Source organism: Pseudomonas sp. TE3728, assembly GCF_056279145.1.
Genome location: NZ_JBWBQT010000001.1, coordinates 1,807,429 through 1,824,483, shown reverse-complemented (window position 1 = coordinate 1,824,483; position 17,055 = coordinate 1,807,429). Strand labels below are relative to the sequence as shown.

The window sequence follows — 17,055 nt, the reverse complement described above, 5'->3', positions numbered from 1 at the left end:
CACCAGCATCTGCAAATCTGTCATGAAAAGAAAAGTGCCTGACGTCCAATGAAAAGCGCCTCGGGTGGGCGCTCTTTAATGTCAGTCCTACAAAAAGCCCCTGGCGATAGAGCCAGTCGAGTCATCGAGAAAGCGAAGGTGTTGAAAGTGGACAAACTGCAAACTGCCGCAACCGTTCTGATCGTACCGGGTCTGCGCGAGCACGTTGCCGAGCATTGGCAAACGCTGCTTGAGGCAAGGCTGTGCAAGGTACGCAGTGTGCCGCCGCTGGAAACCGACAAGCTCGATTGCGCCAAGCGGGTCGAAGCGATTCAGCGCGAGCTGGAGCAGATCGACGGGCCGGTGATTCTGGTTGCTCACAGCGCCGGTGTGCTGATGGTCGCGCACTGGGCTGCGCAGCACAGTCGGCCGATCAAGGGCGCGCTGCTGACCACGCCTCCGGATCTCGATGCTCATTGGCCACAAGGCTACCCGTCCGCTGAAACCCTGCGTACCCAGGGTTGGAATCCTCTACCAAAAGGGCCACTGCCGTTCCGCAGTCTGGTGGCCGTCAGTACCAACGACCACCTCGCCAGCCTGGATGCCGCCACTCGCCTGGCAGAAGGCTGGGGCAGTGAACTGCTCAACCTGGGCGAGGTGGGTCATCTCAATCCGGCAGCAGGGTTTGGCCACTGGCCGCAAGCCGAAGCACTCATCCTGGAACTGGATCGCTAGTTCAGGCGCCGGCTGGTTCCAGCCATCCGGTATTTGCCCTCACTCCTGAAAAACGCAAACCCCTGAAACAAGGGTTGCGCGAGGGCGGCTGCGCTTAAAACAAATACAAAAAGGCGGAGAGACAACGCAATGCACAACAATAAGAGTCACGGGTTCGCACCCTCGCGTTACACCTTGTTGGCCTCGGCCATTCTGGCCGCCGCCGTGCCGGTCGCGCAGGCGGTCGAACTCGACACAGGTAACCCGGACTGGACCGTGCGTTTTGATAACACCGTGAAGTACAACTACGGCGTACGCACCGAAAGCGCCGACAAGCGCATGTTGGCGACACCGAACAACAACGATGGCGACTACAACTTCCGCAAGGCTGGGACCAACATCACCAACCGTGTTGACCTGTTGACCGAAATGGATGTGGTCTACCAGAACCACATGGGCTTTCGCGTCAGCGCCGCCAGTTGGTACGACAAGGCCTACGAGAACACCGGTTCCAATTCCAACCCGTTCGTCAACGGCAATGACGCACGGTCGGGTCTGGTTGCCAACGATCCGCGCCTGGCCGGGGTCACCGGCGACAATGTCGGCAATGGCAGCCCGCACCTGAGCAACTACGCCCAGCGTTACTACACCGGTCCCTCCGGCGAAATCCTCGATGCCTTCGTGTTCTACAGCACCGAAGTGGGCGAGGAGTCGCTGCTGAGCGTCAAGGCCGGTCAGCACAACGTGTTCTGGGGCGAGACCATTCTCAACCCGGTGCACTCGAACAGTTACGGCCAATCGGGCCTGGACCTGGCCAAACTGGCTGCCTCGCCCGGTACCGAAGCCAAGGAACTGTTCGTTCCGCGTAACCAGTTGTCGATGTCGTTCACCGTCAATCCCGAGTTGACCGTGGGCGCTCAGTATTTCCTGGATTGGGATGCCGCCCGCCTGCCTGAAGCCGGTACTTACTATGGTGGTTCCGATCTGGTCGGTTTCGGTGCGCAGTCGTTCCTGCTGGGCAACACCAATGGCGTGGTGCCGGGCAGTCCGCTGGGTTGTGGTCTGGCGCCCTGCAACGGGTTGACCAATGTGCGTCGCGGCCACGACCTGACGCCAGACAAGCGCGGAGACTGGGGCGTGATGGCCAAGTGGTCGCCGGCCTGGCTGGATGGCACCCTCGGCGTTTACTACCGCGAAACCTCGGAAATCCTGCCGCAAGCCTGGCTGGATGCCAGAGGCCTGAGTTCGGCCAACCCCAACGGCACTCGGCCGGCAGGGCAAGTGCCTGCGGTGATCAACACGCTCAACTCGCTGAGCACCGCCACCTATCAAATGGCCTATGCCGACAACATCAAGATCGTTGGCCTGAGCCTGTCCAAGGACGTTGGCGGGGTGAGCGTCGGTTCGGACCTGAACATTCGTCACAACATGCCGTTGGCCAGTATTCCGGCGGTTGTCAGCACTAACAGCCCACTCGGTCTGGGCGCGGGTCTTGGCCTGTTGCCGGCGCGTACGGCTGCCACCGGTGTGGTTTATGACACCCCGCAGAAGGGCGACAGCATGGCCGCCACCGGTGACACCTTGCACTGGACGCTCAACGGCCTGATGACCTTCCCGAAAACCCCGGTGTTCGATTCGGCCAGCCTGCTCGCCGAGTTGTACTACAGCAACTTGCTCAAGCTCGATAGCAAGAACGAAGCGCTCTACAAGGGCAAGGACACCTATCGCGGCATCGACCAGCCGACCCGGGACAACTGGGGCATCGCGGTCAACTTCACGCCGACCTGGTACCAGGTGTTTCCCGGTGTCGACCTCAACGCACCGATGTCCATCAACGTCGGTCTCGACGGCGTGTCACCGGTGTCCGGTGGCGGTGCCAAAGACACCGGCAACTATGCCGTGGGCCTAGGTGCTGTTGTGTACAACAAATACTTCATCGACCTGAAGTACGTGGACTCCTTCGGCAAGACCGACAAGTGCGACACCAGCGGTCTGAGTTCCGGCGCGGCCAATGCCGGCAGCGGCGACGGTTCCACCCCCAATGCCTTTAGCGGCAATGAAAACTACGCGTGTTACGGCGGCGGCTACTCGGCCTTCTCCGGTGGTGGTGCCACGACTGAGGACCGTGGCGCTGTTTACCTGACGATGAAAACCACTTTTTGATGCACCACTGATTTGCTCAATGCAAGCAGGAGAATAACAAGATGAAATTCGCAAAAACCGTGTTGGCCGCTTCGCTGGCCATGATCCTTGTCGCCCAGGCACAGGCCGCTGTTTCAACTCAGGACGCTGCCAAATTGGGCAGCAGCCTGACCCTGGTGGGCGCCGAAAAGGCCGGGAACGCTGATGGTTCCATCCCCGCCTATGACGGTGGCTTGACCACGCCGCCGGCCAGTTTCAAATCCGGTGACAGCATGCGTCCGGATCCCTTCGTCAACGAAAAACCGTTGCTGGTAATCGACGGCAAGAACGTCGATCAGTACAAGGGCTCGCTCAGTGCAACCACGGTGGAATTGGCCAAGCGTTTCCCAAGTTTCCACGTCAATGTCTACCCGACCCACCGCACTGTCTCGTTGCCCAAGGCGGTGCTGGACAATGGGGTGAAAAACGCCACCGGTGCCAAGTCCCTGGAAGGCGGCCTGGCCATCGATAACGTACTGCCCGGTGTGCCGTTCCCGATTCCGCAGTCGGGCAACGAGGCGATGTGGAACTTCCTGTTGCGTTACCAGGGGGTCAACATCAACTCCAAGTACGACTCCTGGAATGTCGACTCCGCTGGCGTGCCGAGCCTGGCGACCACCGGACTGGCGTTCATTTCCTATCCGATCTACGAAAACCTCGCGCAGCCGATCAGCAGCGCCGACGTGTACTACCAGATGAAGTTGTCCTATACCGGCCCTGCGCGCCGGGCCGGTGAAGCGGTGATGCTCAAGGATGCCGCCAACCCGCTGCAGCAACCGCGCCGTGCCTGGCAATACTTGCCTGGCCAGCGTCGGGTCAAGCTGGCACCGAACCTGGCTTACGATACGCCTAACCCTGGCACCGCCGGTGCCGGCACCTACGACGATGTTTTCGTGTTCAACGGTGCACTGGACCGCTACGACTGGAAGCTGGTGGGCAAGCAGGAAATGATCGTGCCCTACAACACCTACAAGCTGACCTATGCCCAGGACCCCAAATCGCTGACCACCGCCAATCACCTGGCACCGGATTACGTGCGCTGGGAAAAACACCGGGTCTGGGTGGTGGAGGGCAACCTCAAGTCTGGCGCCCGGCACATCTATCAGAAGCGTCGCTTCTACCTCGATGAAGACAGCTGGACCGCTCTGGCCTCTGACCAATATGACGCCCGTGGTCAGCTGTACCGTGGCTCCTTCGCATTCCTCAGCCAGAGCTACGACAAGCAGATCCCGGACTCCACGCCCTTCATGATCTACGACTTGGTGGGTGGTTCCTACAACATCAACGGTGTGGTCGGTCCTTACGGCGGCATCAAGTACATCGATCCGCTCTCCAAGGCGCAGTGGTCGCCTGAGTCCCTGGCCGGTAACGGGATTCGCTAAGCAAACCGTGACAAAGCGTCCGTGCGGTCCACTGCCTGCCAGGCAGGGGACCGCACGACGGTCGGTGCATGCCGATCGTTTCGGGCGCCAGGTTGGAACGTCAGGCACACGGACGTGTGTCCCGGCGCGGTTTTCCGAAGAGGACGCGGTATGTGTTCGTACAAAAATTATCTGCAGTTGGCGCTCGGCGCCTTGCTTGCAACGTTGCAGGGTCTGAGCCAGGCGTCCGCTTATGTCGACGTGCTGGATCTGCCGGCCAAGGTCAGCGCCTTGGCCGTCAACAGCCCGCTATCGGGTATGACCCGCGCCGGCGAGCGTCTGGTTGCCGTCGGGCAGCGTGGCCACATTCTGTATTCCGATGATGCCGGTAAACACTGGCATCAGGCAGCGGTGCCGGTCAGTGCCGACCTCAATGCCGTGAGTTTTCCTTCCGCCACCCAAGGCTGGGCGGTGGGCGGTGACGGCGTGGTGTTGCACAGCAACGACGCCGGTGCGACCTGGCGCAAGCAACTGGACGGCCGCGAGATCGGGGCCTTGCTGGTCAAGCATTACGGCGCGTTGGCCAGTGCAGAGCCGGGCAACGAACAATGGCCACTGCTGGTCGCCGAAGGTGAGCGCCTGATGGCGCAGGGCGCCGACAAACCGTTGCTCGATGTCTGGTTCGCCAACGAGCGCCTCGGTTATGTGGTCGGGGTGTTCAACCTGATCCTGCGCACCGAAGACGGCGGCCAGAGCTGGACACCGTTCCAGGACCGCACCGACAACCCGCAGGGCTTTCACCTCAACGCCATCGCCTCCACTGGCGATGCGCTGTACATCGCTGGAGAGCAGGGGCTGCTGCTCAAGTGGGATGACACCCAACAGCGCTTCGCCGCCGTGCAGACACCCTATCAAGGCAGTTTTTTCGGTGTGCTCGGCAAGCCCGGGGAAGTGCTCGTCTATGGCTTGCGCGGCAATGTGCTGCGCAGCACCGATGGCGGTCTCAGATGGACTCCGCTGGACACTGGCCTGCGCGTCAGCATCACCGCCGGCCTGGTCGATGGCCGTGGCAACTACCGCTTGTTCACCCAGGGCGGGCAGATGCTGGTCAGCCAGGGCACAGGCGCGCAATTGCATCTGGTTCAGCAACAGGCACCGACACCGGTGACCGGCGCCACTCAGTCCGCCGACGGTGCACTGGTGGTGGTTGGCAGCCGTGGTGCACGGACGCTGTCCGTTGATAAGCCCTCGAACCCTTAGAGCGAGTACCCAGACATGGGCAATATCAAACAAGAAACCATGCCGGTGATCCGCGATCTGCGGGATTTCGACCGCCATTCCGGCAACCGGCTGGAGCGGTTGGTGTTCAACTACCGTCCGTTGTTCATGCTGCTGATGGCGCTGGCCACCGTGGTGTTGGGCTACATGGCCGCAACGCGCCTGGAGCTGCGCCCCAGCTTCGAAAAGATGATTCCGCAGAGCCAACCGTACATTCAGAATTTCCTGGAAAACCGCCAGTCGCTGCGCGGTTTGGGCAACTCGGTACGGGTGGTGGTGGAGAACACCCAGGGCGATATTTTCGACCCCGCTTATCTTGACGTGCTCAAACAGGTCAACGATCAGTTGTTCGTCACCGAAGGCGTCGACCGTGCCTGGATGAAGTCGTTGTGGAGCCCGGCGGTGCGCTGGACCGAAGTCACCGAGGAAGGTTTCCAGGGTGGCCCGGTGATGCCCGATACTTACCAGGGCAAACCGGAAGAAATAGAACAGCTGCGCCAGAACATTTCCCGCGCCGGTATCGTCGGCAGTCTGGTGGCCAGCGACTATAAATCGAGCATGCTCATTGTTCCGCTGCTGGACAAAGCCACGGCCAGCGGTCAGCGCATCGACTACCACGCCTTTTCGCAGATGCTTGAAGAGCAGTTGCGCGACAAGATCGAGTTCGCCGGTGACAGCGCTGCGCGCAAGGCCGGGGAGGAGGGCAAGGGGCAATACAAGGTTCGGGTGATCGGTTTCGCCAAACTGATGGGCGACCTGATCGATGGCCTGATCCAGGTGATGATGTTCTTCGGCCTGGCCGTCGTCACTTCACTGATCATCATTTACGCCTACACCCGATGCGTGCGTAGCACCTTGCTGGTGGTCGGCTGCTCGCTGATCGCGGTGGTCTGGCAACTGGGCATCGTCGCCTGGCTGGGCTATGCAATCGATCCGTATTCAGTGCTGGTGCCGTTCCTGATCTTCGCCATTGGTGTGTCTCACGCGGCGCAGAAAATGAACGGGATCATGCAAGACATCGCCCGTGGCACCCACAGACTCATCGCCGCACGCTACACCTTCCGCCGCCTGTTCATTGCCGGCGTCACCGCGCTGCTGGCCGATGCTGTCGGGTTCGCGGTGCTGATGCTGATCGATATTCCGGTGATCCGCGATCTGGCGATCACCGCCAGCATCGGTGTGGCGGTGCTGATCTTCACCTCGCTGTTGCTGATGCCGGTGGCGCTGTCTTATGTCGGCGTCGGCACCAAGGCGGCCGAGCGTGCGCTGAAAATCGACACCCGTGCAGACGGGCACAAAGGCTTCGGCAAACTGTGGGACTTGCTCGATCGCTTCACCACGGCCAAATGGGCCACGGGAGCGGTACTGGTCGCGGCACTGATGGGCATCGGCGGCTTCATGGTCAGCTTGCAGTTGAAGATCGGCGACCTGGAAAGTGGCGCACCGGAGTTGCGTGCCGACTCTCGCTACAACCGTGACAACGCCTACATCACCAGCCACTACGCGCTGTCCAGCGACCTGTTCGCGGTGATGATCAAGACTGCGCCGGAAGGCTGCTTGAACTACAAGACGCTGGTCCTCGCCGACCGTCTGGCCTGGGAGCTGCAGCAGTCTTCGGGCGTACAGGCCACGGCGTCGTTGGTCAACGCGGTGCGGCAAATCACCGCCGGTACTTATGAAGGCAACCCCAAGCTCAACAGCATCCAGCGCAATCAGGACGTGCTGAACTACGCCGCGCAGCAAGCCTCGGTCAACTCCCCGGAGTTGTTCAACACCGACTGTTCGCTGATGCCGGTGATCACCTTCCTCAAGGACCACAAGGCCGAGACCCTGGATGCCGTGGTGGGCATCGCCGAAAAGTTCGCCCGGGAGAACAACAGCGCAGATCGCCAGTTCCTGTTGGCGGCCGGGTCGGCCGGGATTGAAGCGGCGACCAACATTGTGGTGCGCGAGGCCAATCGCACGATGCTGCTTTACGTCTATGCGGCGGTGACGCTGTTCTGCCTGATCACCTTCCGCAGCTGGCGCGCGACCCTGGTCGCCCTGTTGCCACTGGTCCTGACCTCGATCCTTTGCGAGGCGTTGATGGTGGCCATGGGCATTGGCGTGAAAGTCGCGACCCTGCCGGTGATCGCATTGGGCGTGGGCATCGGCGTGGACTACGCCTTGTACCTGCTCAGCGTGCAGTTGCATTACCAGCGCCAGGGCCTGCCGCTGAGTCAGGCTTACCGCAATGCCGTGTCGTTTACCGGTCGGGTGGTGGGCCTGGTGGGCATCACTCTGGCGGCCGGTGTTGTGTGCTGGGTCTGGTCACCGATCAAGTTCCAGGCCGACATGGGCATCCTGCTGACCTTCATGTTCCTGTGGAACATGCTCGGCGCGCTGGTGCTGATTCCTGCCCTGTCGTACTTCCTGCTGCGTCACCCCGTTCCGCAAGCCCAAGTGGCGCAAGCCACTGAAACCGACACCTCTCAACGCCAGGGTATGCCCCATGCCCTGACCACTTCCGAGTAAGCCAACCATGTCTGATTACAAAGCTCCTTTGCGCGATATGCGCTTCGTACTCAACGAAGTCTTCCAGGTGTCCCGGCTATGGGCCCAGTTGCCTGGCCTGGCCGAGGTGATCGATGAAGAAACGGCCGCCGCGATCCTTGAAGAGGCCGGCAAAATCAGTGGCGAAGTTATCGCGCCGTTGAACCGCAGCAGCGACGAGCAGGGCTGCACCTGGAGCAACGGCGCGGTCCAGGCGCCGGACGGTTTTGTCGCGGCCTACCAGGCATTCGCCGAAGGCGGTTGGGTGGGTGTGGGTGGCGATCCGCAATTCGGTGGCATGGGCATGCCCAAGGCGATTTCGGCTCAGGTCGAGGAGATGGTCAACTCGGCGAGTCTGTCGTTCGGCCTGTACCCGATGCTGACCGCCGGTGCGTGCCTGTCGATCAATGCCCATGCCAGTCAGGAGCTCAAGGAACGCTATCTGCCGAGCATGTATGCCGGCACCTGGACCGGTTCAATGTGTCTGACCGAGGCGCATGCCGGAACGGACCTGGGCCTGATTCGCACCCGCGCCGAACCTCAGGCCGACGGCAGTTTCAAGATCAGCGGCAGCAAGATTTTCATCACCGGGGGGGAGCACGACCTGACCGAAAACATCATTCATTTGGTGCTCGCCCGGTTGCCGGATGCACCGGCCGGTCCCAAGGGGATTTCGCTGTTTCTGGTGCCCAAGGTGCTGGTCAATGACGATGGCTCGCTGGGTGAGCGCAACTCGCTGTCCTGCGGTTCCATCGAGCACAAGATGGGCATCAAGGCCTCCGCCACCTGTGTGATGAACTTTGACGAGGCGACCGGCTGGATCGTCGATGCGCCAAACAAAGGCCTGGCGGCAATGTTCACCATGATGAATTACGAACGCCTTGGCGTGGGTATCCAGGGTCTGGCGTTGGGTGAGCGTTCGTACCAGAACGCCGTCGAATACGCCCGTGACCGCCTGCAAAGCCGTTCGCCGACCGGCGCGCAGAACAAGGACAAAGCTGCCGATCCGATCATCGTGCACCCGGATGTACGACGCATGCTGTTGACCATGAAAGCCTTGAACGAAGGCGGGCGCGCGTTCTCCAGCTACGTGGCCCTGCAACTGGACACCGCCAAGTACAGCGATGACGCGGCAACCCGCACCCGCGCCCAGGAACTGGTATCGCTGCTGACCCCGGTGGCCAAGGCGTTCCTCACCGACATGGGCCTGGAAACCACCGTGCATGGCCAGCAGATCTTCGGCGGCCACGGCTACATTCGCGAATGGGGCCAGGAGCAACTGGTTCGCGATGTGCGCATCACCCAGATCTACGAAGGCACCAACGGCATCCAGTCACTGGATTTGGCCGGGCGCAAAATAGTCGGAAGCGGCGGGGCGCTGTACCGGCTGTTCGCTTCGGAAATCCGCAACTTTACCGCCAAAGCCTGCGCTGACCTCGGTGAGTTCACTAAACCGTTGAACGCCGCCGTCGACACCCTCGACGAACTGACCGCATGGCTGCTGGACCGAGCCCAGGGCAACCCGAATGAAATCGGCGCGGCGTCGGTCGAGTACCTGCACGTATTCGGCTACACCGCGTACGCCTACATGTGGACGCGAATGGCCAAGGCTGCCATGAGCACGCATTCCAAAGACGATTTCTACGCCAGCAAACTGGCCACCGCGCGCTTCTACTTCGCCCGTCTGCTGCCACGCATCCACTCGTTGAGCGCGTCGGCCAAGGCTGGCAGCGAATGCCTCTATCAATTGGATGCAGAGCAGTTCTGAGCCCACGTAAAAAGGACCGGAAACCCCAACCATGATGGCGACAAAAATAATTCCGCCCGCCGATGGCGCCTATGCCTATCCCTTGCTGATCAAGCAATTGTTGCTGTCCGGCGTGCGCTACGAACCGGGGCGGGAAATCGTCTACGCCGACAAACTGCGCTACAGCTACCAGACCCTCAACCAGCGGATCCGCAGGCTGGCCAATGCCTTGACCGCTGCCGGCGTCAAGGCCGGTGATACCGTGGCCTTGCTCGACTGGGACAGCCACCGCTACCTGGAATGCTTTTTTGCCGTACCGATGATCGGTGCGGTGCTGCACACCGTGAACATTCGTCTGTCGCCGGATCAGGTGCTCTTCACCATGAACCATGCCGAGGACGATCTGGTGCTGGTGCATGATGATTTCCTGCCGCTGGTTGAACAGATTCAGGGGCAGCTCAAAACCGTCAAAGGTTACCTGCAGCTCACGGACGATACGGCAAACGATACGTCGCTACCGGTATTGGGGGAATACGAAAACCTGTTGTCCGGGGCCTCAGACCAGTATGACTTTCCCGATTTCGATGAAAACTCGGTGGCGACCCTTTTCTACACCACCGGCACCACGGGCGACCCTAAAGGCGTGTATTTCACCCACCGCCAATTGGTCCTGCACACCTTGAATGCCGTGGGCACGTTGGGCGTCTATCAAGGCCTGCCGTTGCTGCGTTCCGATGATGTGTACATGCCGATCACCCCGATGTTTCACGTGCATGCCTGGGGTGTGCCTTATGTCGCCACCCTGATGGGGCTCAAGCAGGTGTACCCCGGCCGCTACGAACCCAACAGCCTGGTCAGGCTGTATCGAGAGGAGAAGGTCACTTTTTCCCACTGCGTGCCGACCATTCTGCAAATGATCCTGAGCTGTGAGGAAGCGGCACAGACCCGTTTCGATGGCTGGAAAATGCTTCTGGGTGGCAGCGCACTGACGCTGGGAATTGCCAGCGAAGCGAGCGCCAAAGGTATTCAGGTACACAGCGGTTACGGCATGTCGGAAACCTGCCCATTGCTGTGCCTGACGTATCTGCGTGATGAAGACCTCGAACAGTCCACGCAAGCCCAACTGGCCACCCGCATCAAGACTGGCACGCCGGTGCCGATGGTCGACCTGAAAATCATCGATGCCAATGGCAATGACGTTGCCCACGATGGCGAGTCTCTGGGCGAGATCGTGGTGCGCGCACCCTGGCTGACCCAAGGCTATTTGAAGGAGCCCGAAAAGGGCGCCGAGCTGTGGCACAACGGTTGGATGCACACCGGCGATCTGGCCTCCATCGACGCCTTGGGCGGGGTGGAAATCAAAGATCGAATCAAGGATGTCATCAAGACGGGCGGGGAGTGGATCAGCTCCCTGGAACTGGAAAGCCTGATCAGCGAACACGCGGCGGTGATGTCGGTCGCGGTCGTGGGCATTGCCGATGAGCAATGGGGCGAACGGCCGATGGCGCTGGTGGTGTGCGAGCCTGGGCAATATCTCGACCGCAAGATCCTCGAGGCGCATCTGCAAGGGTTTGTCGAGCGTGGCCGCATCAACAAATGGGCGATCCCCAAGCAGTTCAAGTTCGTCGCCGAGATTCCTAAAACCAGCGTCGGGAAGATTGACAAGAAGCTGATCCGGCAAAGCGAATTGGGGTGACAGCGGCGCGATGCTGACGTTCGGTAGGCCCGGGCCGACGTGTTGTTTCAGTGCATTGAAGGCCCGATGAAAATCCTGTGGCCGCGGGCTCTTGTGGCGAGGGGGCTTGCCCCCGTTGGGTCGCGAAGCGGCCCCTGCATTTCATATAACGGTTTTACGACTGCTTCGCAGCCGAACGGGGGCAAGCCCCCTCGCCACACAGGAGGTCGTGTTGTTAAACCGGTTCGCGGTGGATGTTGCCATCAACCAGTCGCGTAATGCCCAACGGGTTGGCGTTTTTCAGGGCGTCGGGCAGCAAGGCGTCCGGGCAGTTCTGGTAGCACACCGGGCGCAGGAAGCGCTCGATGGCCAGGCTGCCGACCGAAGTGCCACGGGCATCGGAGGTCGCCGGATAGGGGCCGCCATGCACCATGGCATTGCAGACTTCGACGCCAGTGGGGTAGCCGTTGAACAACACGCGGCCGACCTTTTGCTCCAGCAGTACCAGCAGATCGGCGTGTTCCTTCAGGTCCTGTGCTTCGCCAATCAACGTGGCGGTGAGTTGACCGTGCAAACTGTTCAGCGCTTGTCGCAACTCGGCCTCGTCGGCCACTTCGACGACGAGGGTGGTCGGGCCGAACACTTCTTCCTGCAACAGCGGATCACCCTTGAACAGCAGACTGACGTCGGCCTTGAACAGTTGCGGCCACGCTTGATTGCCGTGCTGATCCTGGCCCGCCAGGCGGATTATTCTCGGATGGTCGAGCAAGGCCTGCACGCCTTTTTCGTAGCTGCCGAGGGTGCCGGCGTTGAGCATGGTTTGCGCCGGTTGTTCGGCCATCAAGGCACTGAGCCGCGCGATGAAAGCGCTGAAGTGGGGTGAGCGCATACCGATCACCAACCCCGGATTGGTACAGAACTGACCGCACCCCTGGACCACCGACGCCACCAGTTCACCGGCGATTTTCTCGCCACGCGCGAGCAGGGCTTCCGGCAATACCAGCACCGGGTTGATGCTGCTCATTTCGGCGAACACCGGGATCGGTTGTGGCCGTGCGGCGGCCATGTCACAGAGAGCGCGACCACCTTTCAGCGAGCCGGTGAAACCGACGGCCCGGATCGCCGGATGCTTGACCAGCGCTTCACCGACGCCCGCGCCGTAGATCATGTTGAACACACCTGTGGGCATGTCGGTTTGCTCGGCGGCGCGGATGATTGCATCGGCCACGTGTTCGGCGGTCGCCATGTGTCCACTGTGGGCCTTGAACACCACCGGGCACCCAGCGGCCAGGGCGGCAGCGGTGTCACCGCCGGCAGTGGAAAAGGCCAGCGGGAAATTACTGGCGCCGAACACGGCCACCGGGCCGACGCCGATCCGGTATTGGCGCAGGTCGACCCGTGGCAATGGCAGACGTTCGGGCAAGGCGCGGTCGATGCGCGCACCATAGAAATCGCCCCGACGCAGAACCTGAGCGAACAGGCGCATTTGGTTGCTGGTACGACTGCGTTCGCCTTGAATGCGCCCGGTCGGCAGCGCGGTTTCGCGGGTGACCAGAGCGACGAATTCATCATCCAGTGCATCCAGTTGCGTGGCGATCGCTTCAAGAAATTCTGCACGGCGGGTTGCCGGTAGATTGCGGAAGGCCGGGTAAGCGGCAGCAGCGGCCTGGGCGGCGGCGTCCACTTCTTCCACAGTGGCTTGCATGAAAGAGAAGGGCAGCGCTTCGCCGGTGCTGGCGTCGTGGCCGTGCAGAGTGATGCTGCCGGCGGCGCTGCGGGCACCGCCGATGTAGTTGTGGCCGATAATCTCGGGCATCAAAAAAACTCCTGTCGGGAACGAGGGCAAGATTTTCGTGTTTGTCAGAATGCCAGGATCGCAGCCTTCGGCAGCTCCTACACAAGCGACCTGTGGTTGTATGTGATCCCTGTAGGAGCTGCCGAAGGCTGCGATCTTTTGGGACCTCAAACCAGCGAATCACCCCGGCGTGCCATGGCCGGCGCGGCGTTGTCCAGCGCAGCAATACGCGCAGCGGATTCGGCATCCACCTGATGCAACGACTTGCCACGGGTTTCCCGGGTCAGGCCGACGGCCACGATGGAAATCAACGCGGTGCCCACCAGATACCAGGCGATGGGTGTCGAGCTGTGATATTTGTTGAGCAGCGTGATGGCAATCAGCGGTGCCAGGGAACCGGCAAAAATCGGCGCCACCTGGTAGCACAGTGAAAGGGCGGTGTAGCGCACATGGGTCGGGAACATTTCGGCCATCAGCGCCGAGTAGGGCGCATAGGTCATCGACTCGATGCCCAGGCCCAGAATGATCGCCGCCATGATCAGCCAGTTGTTGCCGGTGTCCATCATCGGGAAACCGATAAAGCCCCAGAACGCGGTGAGCACCGCGCCGGTCAGGTAAATCGGTTTGCGCCCGACGATATCCGACAGATACCCCATCAACGGAATCAGGAAGAAGTGCACCAAGTGCGCGCCGAACATCAGCAGCAGAATTTCCGAGGTGTCCTTGTGCACCACCAGTTTCAGGTAGGTGATCGAAAAGGTGACCACGGTGTAATAGAGAATGTTCTCGGCAAAACGTGCGCCGATCCCCACCAGCACGGCGCGCCAGTGATGACGCAGCACTTCGACCACGCCCAGCTGTAGCTGCTTGGTCTGCGCCTGACGGGCCTGGGCTTCTTTGAAGATCGGCGCGTCATCGACGCTGGTGCGAATCCAGTAACCGATCAGCACCACCACCGCCGAGAACCAGAACGCCACACGCCAGCCCCAAGCGAGGAATTGTTCTTCCGACAGGTTCGACGACAACAGCAGCAGCGCGACGGTCGCCACCAGGTTGCCGGCCGGCACCCCGGCTTGCGGCCAACTGGCCCAGAAGCCGCGACGGTTGTCGGGGCAGTGTTCGGACACCAGCAAAATCGCACCACCCCATTCACCACCAAAGGCAAAACCCTGGATCAGCCGCAGCAGCACCAATAACACTGGCGCGGCATAGCCGATGCTGTCGAAGCCCGGCAGGCATCCCATCAGGAAAGTGGTGATGCCGACCACAATCAGGCTCAATTGCAGCAGGCGTTTTCGGCCGAATTTGTCACCGTAGTGACCGAACACCAGACCGCCCAATGGGCGAGCGAGAAAGCCGACCGCGTACAGGGCGAAGGCGGCGATGATGCCGTCGATGGGGCTGTCGGTCTGGCGGAAGAACAACTGGCCGAAGACCAGTGCGGAGGCTGTGCCGTAGAGAAAGAATTCGTACCACTCGGCAACGGTGCCGGCCATGGCGGCGGCCACTACGCGTTTGAGTCCCGAGGGGGTGGTTGCGCTTTGCGTGTGTAGAGGATTGGACATGCTGGCGTTTCCTGTAGGGGCGCAAAAACAGGCAGCCGGGCCGGGTCCGCAAAGACCCGCCCGGCAATCACTCAGAGACCGACGTCTGGCAACTCCGGACGGTTAGCCAAGGCCTTGGCCATGATCTGCTCGACGAATACCCGATCGGCTTCCGGCAGTGCCAGGCGTGGCGGACGGGTCAGCGCGCTGCCGCGACCGGCGATGGCTTCACAGAGCTTGATGCACTGCACCAGGTCGGCACGGGCATCGAGGTGCAGGATCGGCATCAGCCATTCGTAGATCGGCATGGCTTCGGCGAAGCGACCGGCCTTGGCCAGACGGAAGATGGTTTCGCCTTCTTTCGGGAACACGTTGGACATGCCCGAGACCCAGCCCTCGGCACCCACCGCGATGCTTTCCAGCACCACATCGTCGAGGCCGGCGAACAGCACGAAACGGTCGCCGACTTCATTGCGCACGTCGATGAAACGACGGGTATCGCCGGATGAATCCTTGAAGCACACCACGTTGTCGCAGTCGGCCAGGGAAATCAGGATGTCCGGGGTGACGTCGTTTTTGTAGATCGGCGGGTTGTTGTAAACCATCAGTGGTACGTCGGCGTTTTTTGCCACGTAGCGGTAGTGCTCGGCGGTCTCGAACGGCTTGGAGCCGTAGACCAGCGCCGGCATCAGCATCACGCCGTCGACGCCGACCCGGCGCACGGCATTGGCGACCTTGGCCGCTTGCACGCTGGTGAACTCGGCCACACCGCAGATCACTGGCACACGACCCCGGGAGGCGTCGACCGCGACTTCGGTCACGGCGATTTTTTCTTCGGCGGTCAATGAGGTGTTTTCCCCCACCGAACCGCACACCACCAGGCCTGAGACGCCGTCACGGATCACGTTGGAAATCACCTGATGGGTTTTTTCCAGGTTGATAGAGAAGTCATCGTTGAATTGAGTGGTCACCGCGGGGAAGACGCCACTCCAGTTAATGCGTTTGCTCATTGTTGCCTCCGGTTCGTTTTTTGTATTTCGTATACGATATTTTAAATGCCGGTGACTCGGCTAGTGTTTTTTTCAATTGGTCAGGGGTTTTTGGTCGCCGTTGGTCTGGGGGAGTTTCAGGCACCCGGCCAGGTGTCTGACAAGCGATAGCCCTGTGGCCACGGATCGCTCGGGTCGAGCAGCAGTTGGTGGGTGCCGGTGATCCAGGCCCGGCCGGAAATGCATGGGTAGATCGCTGGGCGTCCGGCCACTTCGGTAAGCGAATCGATGCGGCAGTGGAATTCGGAACCGATGATCGAGCGGCCAATAAAGCGCTCCCCCACTTGCATCAAGCCCTTGGCCTGCAGCACCGCCATGCGCGCCGAGCAGCCGGTGCCGGTGGGCGAGCGGTCGATCTTGCCGGGTTGAATCACCACCGCGTTGGCACCGGTGGCGATGCCATTTTCAACGACGATGGGCGCGGCAATCTGGCAGAAGGAAATATGCGACCACTCGGGGTTCAGCGGATGGACGAAGCCCAGCTGTTCATTGGCTGCGCGAGTGATTTTCAACCCGACCGCTACCAAGTCGGCAGCTTCATCGGGGCGAATGGAAAAGCCCAGGCGTTCGGCATCGGCGATCACAAAACTGTCGCCGCCATACGCAGTGTCGACCTGCAACGAGCCGAGGCCTTCGACTTCGATCCAGGCATCGAGGCGGTCAGCGAAGGAGGGCACGTTCTTGATTTCCACCCGTTCGACCTTGCCGTTGCGGCAGTCGGCCACGGCCTCGATCAGCCCGCCGGGCGCTTCGAGCACCAGCCGGGTTTGCGGTTCGGTCATCGGAAGGATGCCGCTGTCGAGCAGCACCGTGGCCACGCACAGCGAATTGGAGCCGGACATCGGTGGTGTGTCTGCCGGTTCCATGATGATCCAGGCCATCTGCGCCCGCGGATCCTTGGCCGGCACCAGCAGGTTGACGTGGCGGAACACGCCGCCGCGAGGTTCGTTGAGCACGAAGTTGCGCAGGGTCTGATCCTTGGCGATCCAGCGCGATTGTTCCCACACGGTGGCGCCCGGGGGTGGGGCGACGCCGCCGACGATCACATCGCCGACTTCGCCTTCGGCGTGACAGCTGACTACGTGAATGACTTTCGATGAGCGCATGGTTTGCTCCTTGTTTTGTCTGTTAGGGCCTCATCGCGAGCAGGCTCGCTCCCACAGGGTTTGGTGGTGTACACAAAATCGGTGATCGACGCAG

At 61.1% G+C, this 17,055-nt stretch carries 11 protein-coding genes; 7 read left to right on the top strand and 4 right to left on the bottom strand.

What is annotated here, in order from left to right:
- Positions 1-147 precede the first annotated feature (147 nt).
- From ACZ89R_RS07620 to ACZ89R_RS07590, 7 genes are all read left to right on the top strand, one after another.
- A complete protein-coding gene (locus tag ACZ89R_RS07620) occupies positions 148-714 on the top strand; it encodes an RBBP9/YdeN family alpha/beta hydrolase (protein ID WP_429546153.1) in 567 nt (188 codons plus the stop codon).
- 129 nt (positions 715-843) lie between these two features.
- A complete protein-coding gene (locus ACZ89R_RS07615; RefSeq protein ID WP_429546154.1) occupies positions 844-2,856 on the top strand; it encodes a DUF1302 domain-containing protein in 2,013 nt (670 codons plus the stop codon).
- Positions 2,857-2,897: 41 nt separating this feature from the next.
- Positions 2,898-4,256: a DUF1329 domain-containing protein gene (locus tag ACZ89R_RS07610; RefSeq protein WP_429546155.1), complete on the top strand. Its 1,359-nt coding sequence runs from the start codon at positions 2,898-2,900 to the stop codon at positions 4,254-4,256.
- A gap of 150 nt (positions 4,257-4,406) precedes the next feature.
- The gene (locus ACZ89R_RS07605; RefSeq protein WP_429546156.1) at positions 4,407-5,495 is read left to right on the top strand and encodes a WD40/YVTN/BNR-like repeat-containing protein; all 1,089 of its coding nucleotides are present in this window, start codon (positions 4,407-4,409) and stop codon (positions 5,493-5,495) included.
- Positions 5,496-5,510: 15 nt separating this feature from the next.
- Positions 5,511-8,027, top strand: a complete 2,517-nt coding sequence (locus ACZ89R_RS07600) for an efflux RND transporter permease subunit (protein WP_429546157.1) — start codon at positions 5,511-5,513, stop codon at positions 8,025-8,027.
- A 7-nt stretch (positions 8,028-8,034) separates the two neighbouring features.
- Positions 8,035-9,813 (top strand): acyl-CoA dehydrogenase C-terminal domain-containing protein, encoded by a 1,779-nt coding sequence (locus ACZ89R_RS07595; RefSeq protein WP_429546158.1) that lies wholly within the window; start codon positions 8,035-8,037, stop codon positions 9,811-9,813.
- Positions 9,814-9,844: 31 nt separating this feature from the next.
- Positions 9,845-11,488 carry a fatty acid--CoA ligase gene (locus tag ACZ89R_RS07590; RefSeq protein WP_429546159.1) on the top strand — a complete coding sequence of 548 codons (1,644 nt, stop codon included), beginning with the start codon at positions 9,845-9,847 and terminating at the stop codon, positions 11,486-11,488.
- A gap of 214 nt (positions 11,489-11,702) precedes the next feature.
- Here the strand turns inward: ACZ89R_RS07590 and ACZ89R_RS07585 are convergent, their stop codons facing one another.
- From ACZ89R_RS07585 to ACZ89R_RS07570, 4 genes are all read right to left on the bottom strand, one after another.
- Positions 11,703-13,283: an aldehyde dehydrogenase (NADP(+)) gene (locus ACZ89R_RS07585; RefSeq protein WP_429546160.1), complete on the bottom strand. Its 1,581-nt coding sequence runs from the start codon at positions 13,281-13,283 to the stop codon at positions 11,703-11,705.
- A gap of 146 nt (positions 13,284-13,429) precedes the next feature.
- A complete protein-coding gene (gene abaF, locus ACZ89R_RS07580; RefSeq protein ID WP_429546161.1) occupies positions 13,430-14,827 on the bottom strand; it encodes a fosfomycin efflux MFS transporter AbaF in 1,398 nt (465 codons plus the stop codon).
- Between the two features lie 71 nt (positions 14,828-14,898).
- The gene (locus ACZ89R_RS07575) at positions 14,899-15,816 is read right to left on the bottom strand and encodes a dihydrodipicolinate synthase family protein (RefSeq protein ID WP_007903713.1); all 918 of its coding nucleotides are present in this window, start codon (positions 15,814-15,816) and stop codon (positions 14,899-14,901) included.
- A 116-nt stretch (positions 15,817-15,932) separates the two neighbouring features.
- On the bottom strand, positions 15,933-16,961 hold the full coding sequence (locus tag ACZ89R_RS07570; RefSeq protein WP_429546162.1) for a trans-3-hydroxy-L-proline dehydratase: 1,029 nt from the start codon (positions 16,959-16,961) through the stop codon (positions 15,933-15,935).
- Between the last annotated feature and the right edge of the window lie 94 nt (positions 16,962-17,055).

Coding starts and splice junctions, on each gene's coding strand:
- ACZ89R_RS07615 (WP_429546154.1), top strand. CDS start 844: ATGCACAACAATAAGAGTCACGGGTTCGCACCCTCGCGTTACACCTTG.
- ACZ89R_RS07610 (WP_429546155.1), top strand. CDS start 2,898: ATGAAATTCGCAAAAACCGTGTTGGCCGCTTCGCTGGCCATGATCCTT.
- ACZ89R_RS07605 (WP_429546156.1), top strand. CDS start 4,407: ATGTGTTCGTACAAAAATTATCTGCAGTTGGCGCTCGGCGCCTTGCTT.
- ACZ89R_RS07600 (WP_429546157.1), top strand. CDS start 5,511: ATGGGCAATATCAAACAAGAAACCATGCCGGTGATCCGCGATCTGCGG.
- ACZ89R_RS07595 (WP_429546158.1), top strand. CDS start 8,035: ATGTCTGATTACAAAGCTCCTTTGCGCGATATGCGCTTCGTACTCAAC.
- ACZ89R_RS07590 (WP_429546159.1), top strand. CDS start 9,845: ATGATGGCGACAAAAATAATTCCGCCCGCCGATGGCGCCTATGCCTAT.
- ACZ89R_RS07585 (WP_429546160.1), bottom strand. CDS start 13,283: ATGCCCGAGATTATCGGCCACAACTACATCGGCGGTGCCCGCAGCGCC.
- abaF (WP_429546161.1), bottom strand. CDS start 14,827: ATGTCCAATCCTCTACACACGCAAAGCGCAACCACCCCCTCGGGACTC.
- ACZ89R_RS07575 (WP_007903713.1), bottom strand. CDS start 15,816: ATGAGCAAACGCATTAACTGGAGTGGCGTCTTCCCCGCGGTGACCACT.
- ACZ89R_RS07570 (WP_429546162.1), bottom strand. CDS start 16,961: ATGCGCTCATCGAAAGTCATTCACGTAGTCAGCTGTCACGCCGAAGGC.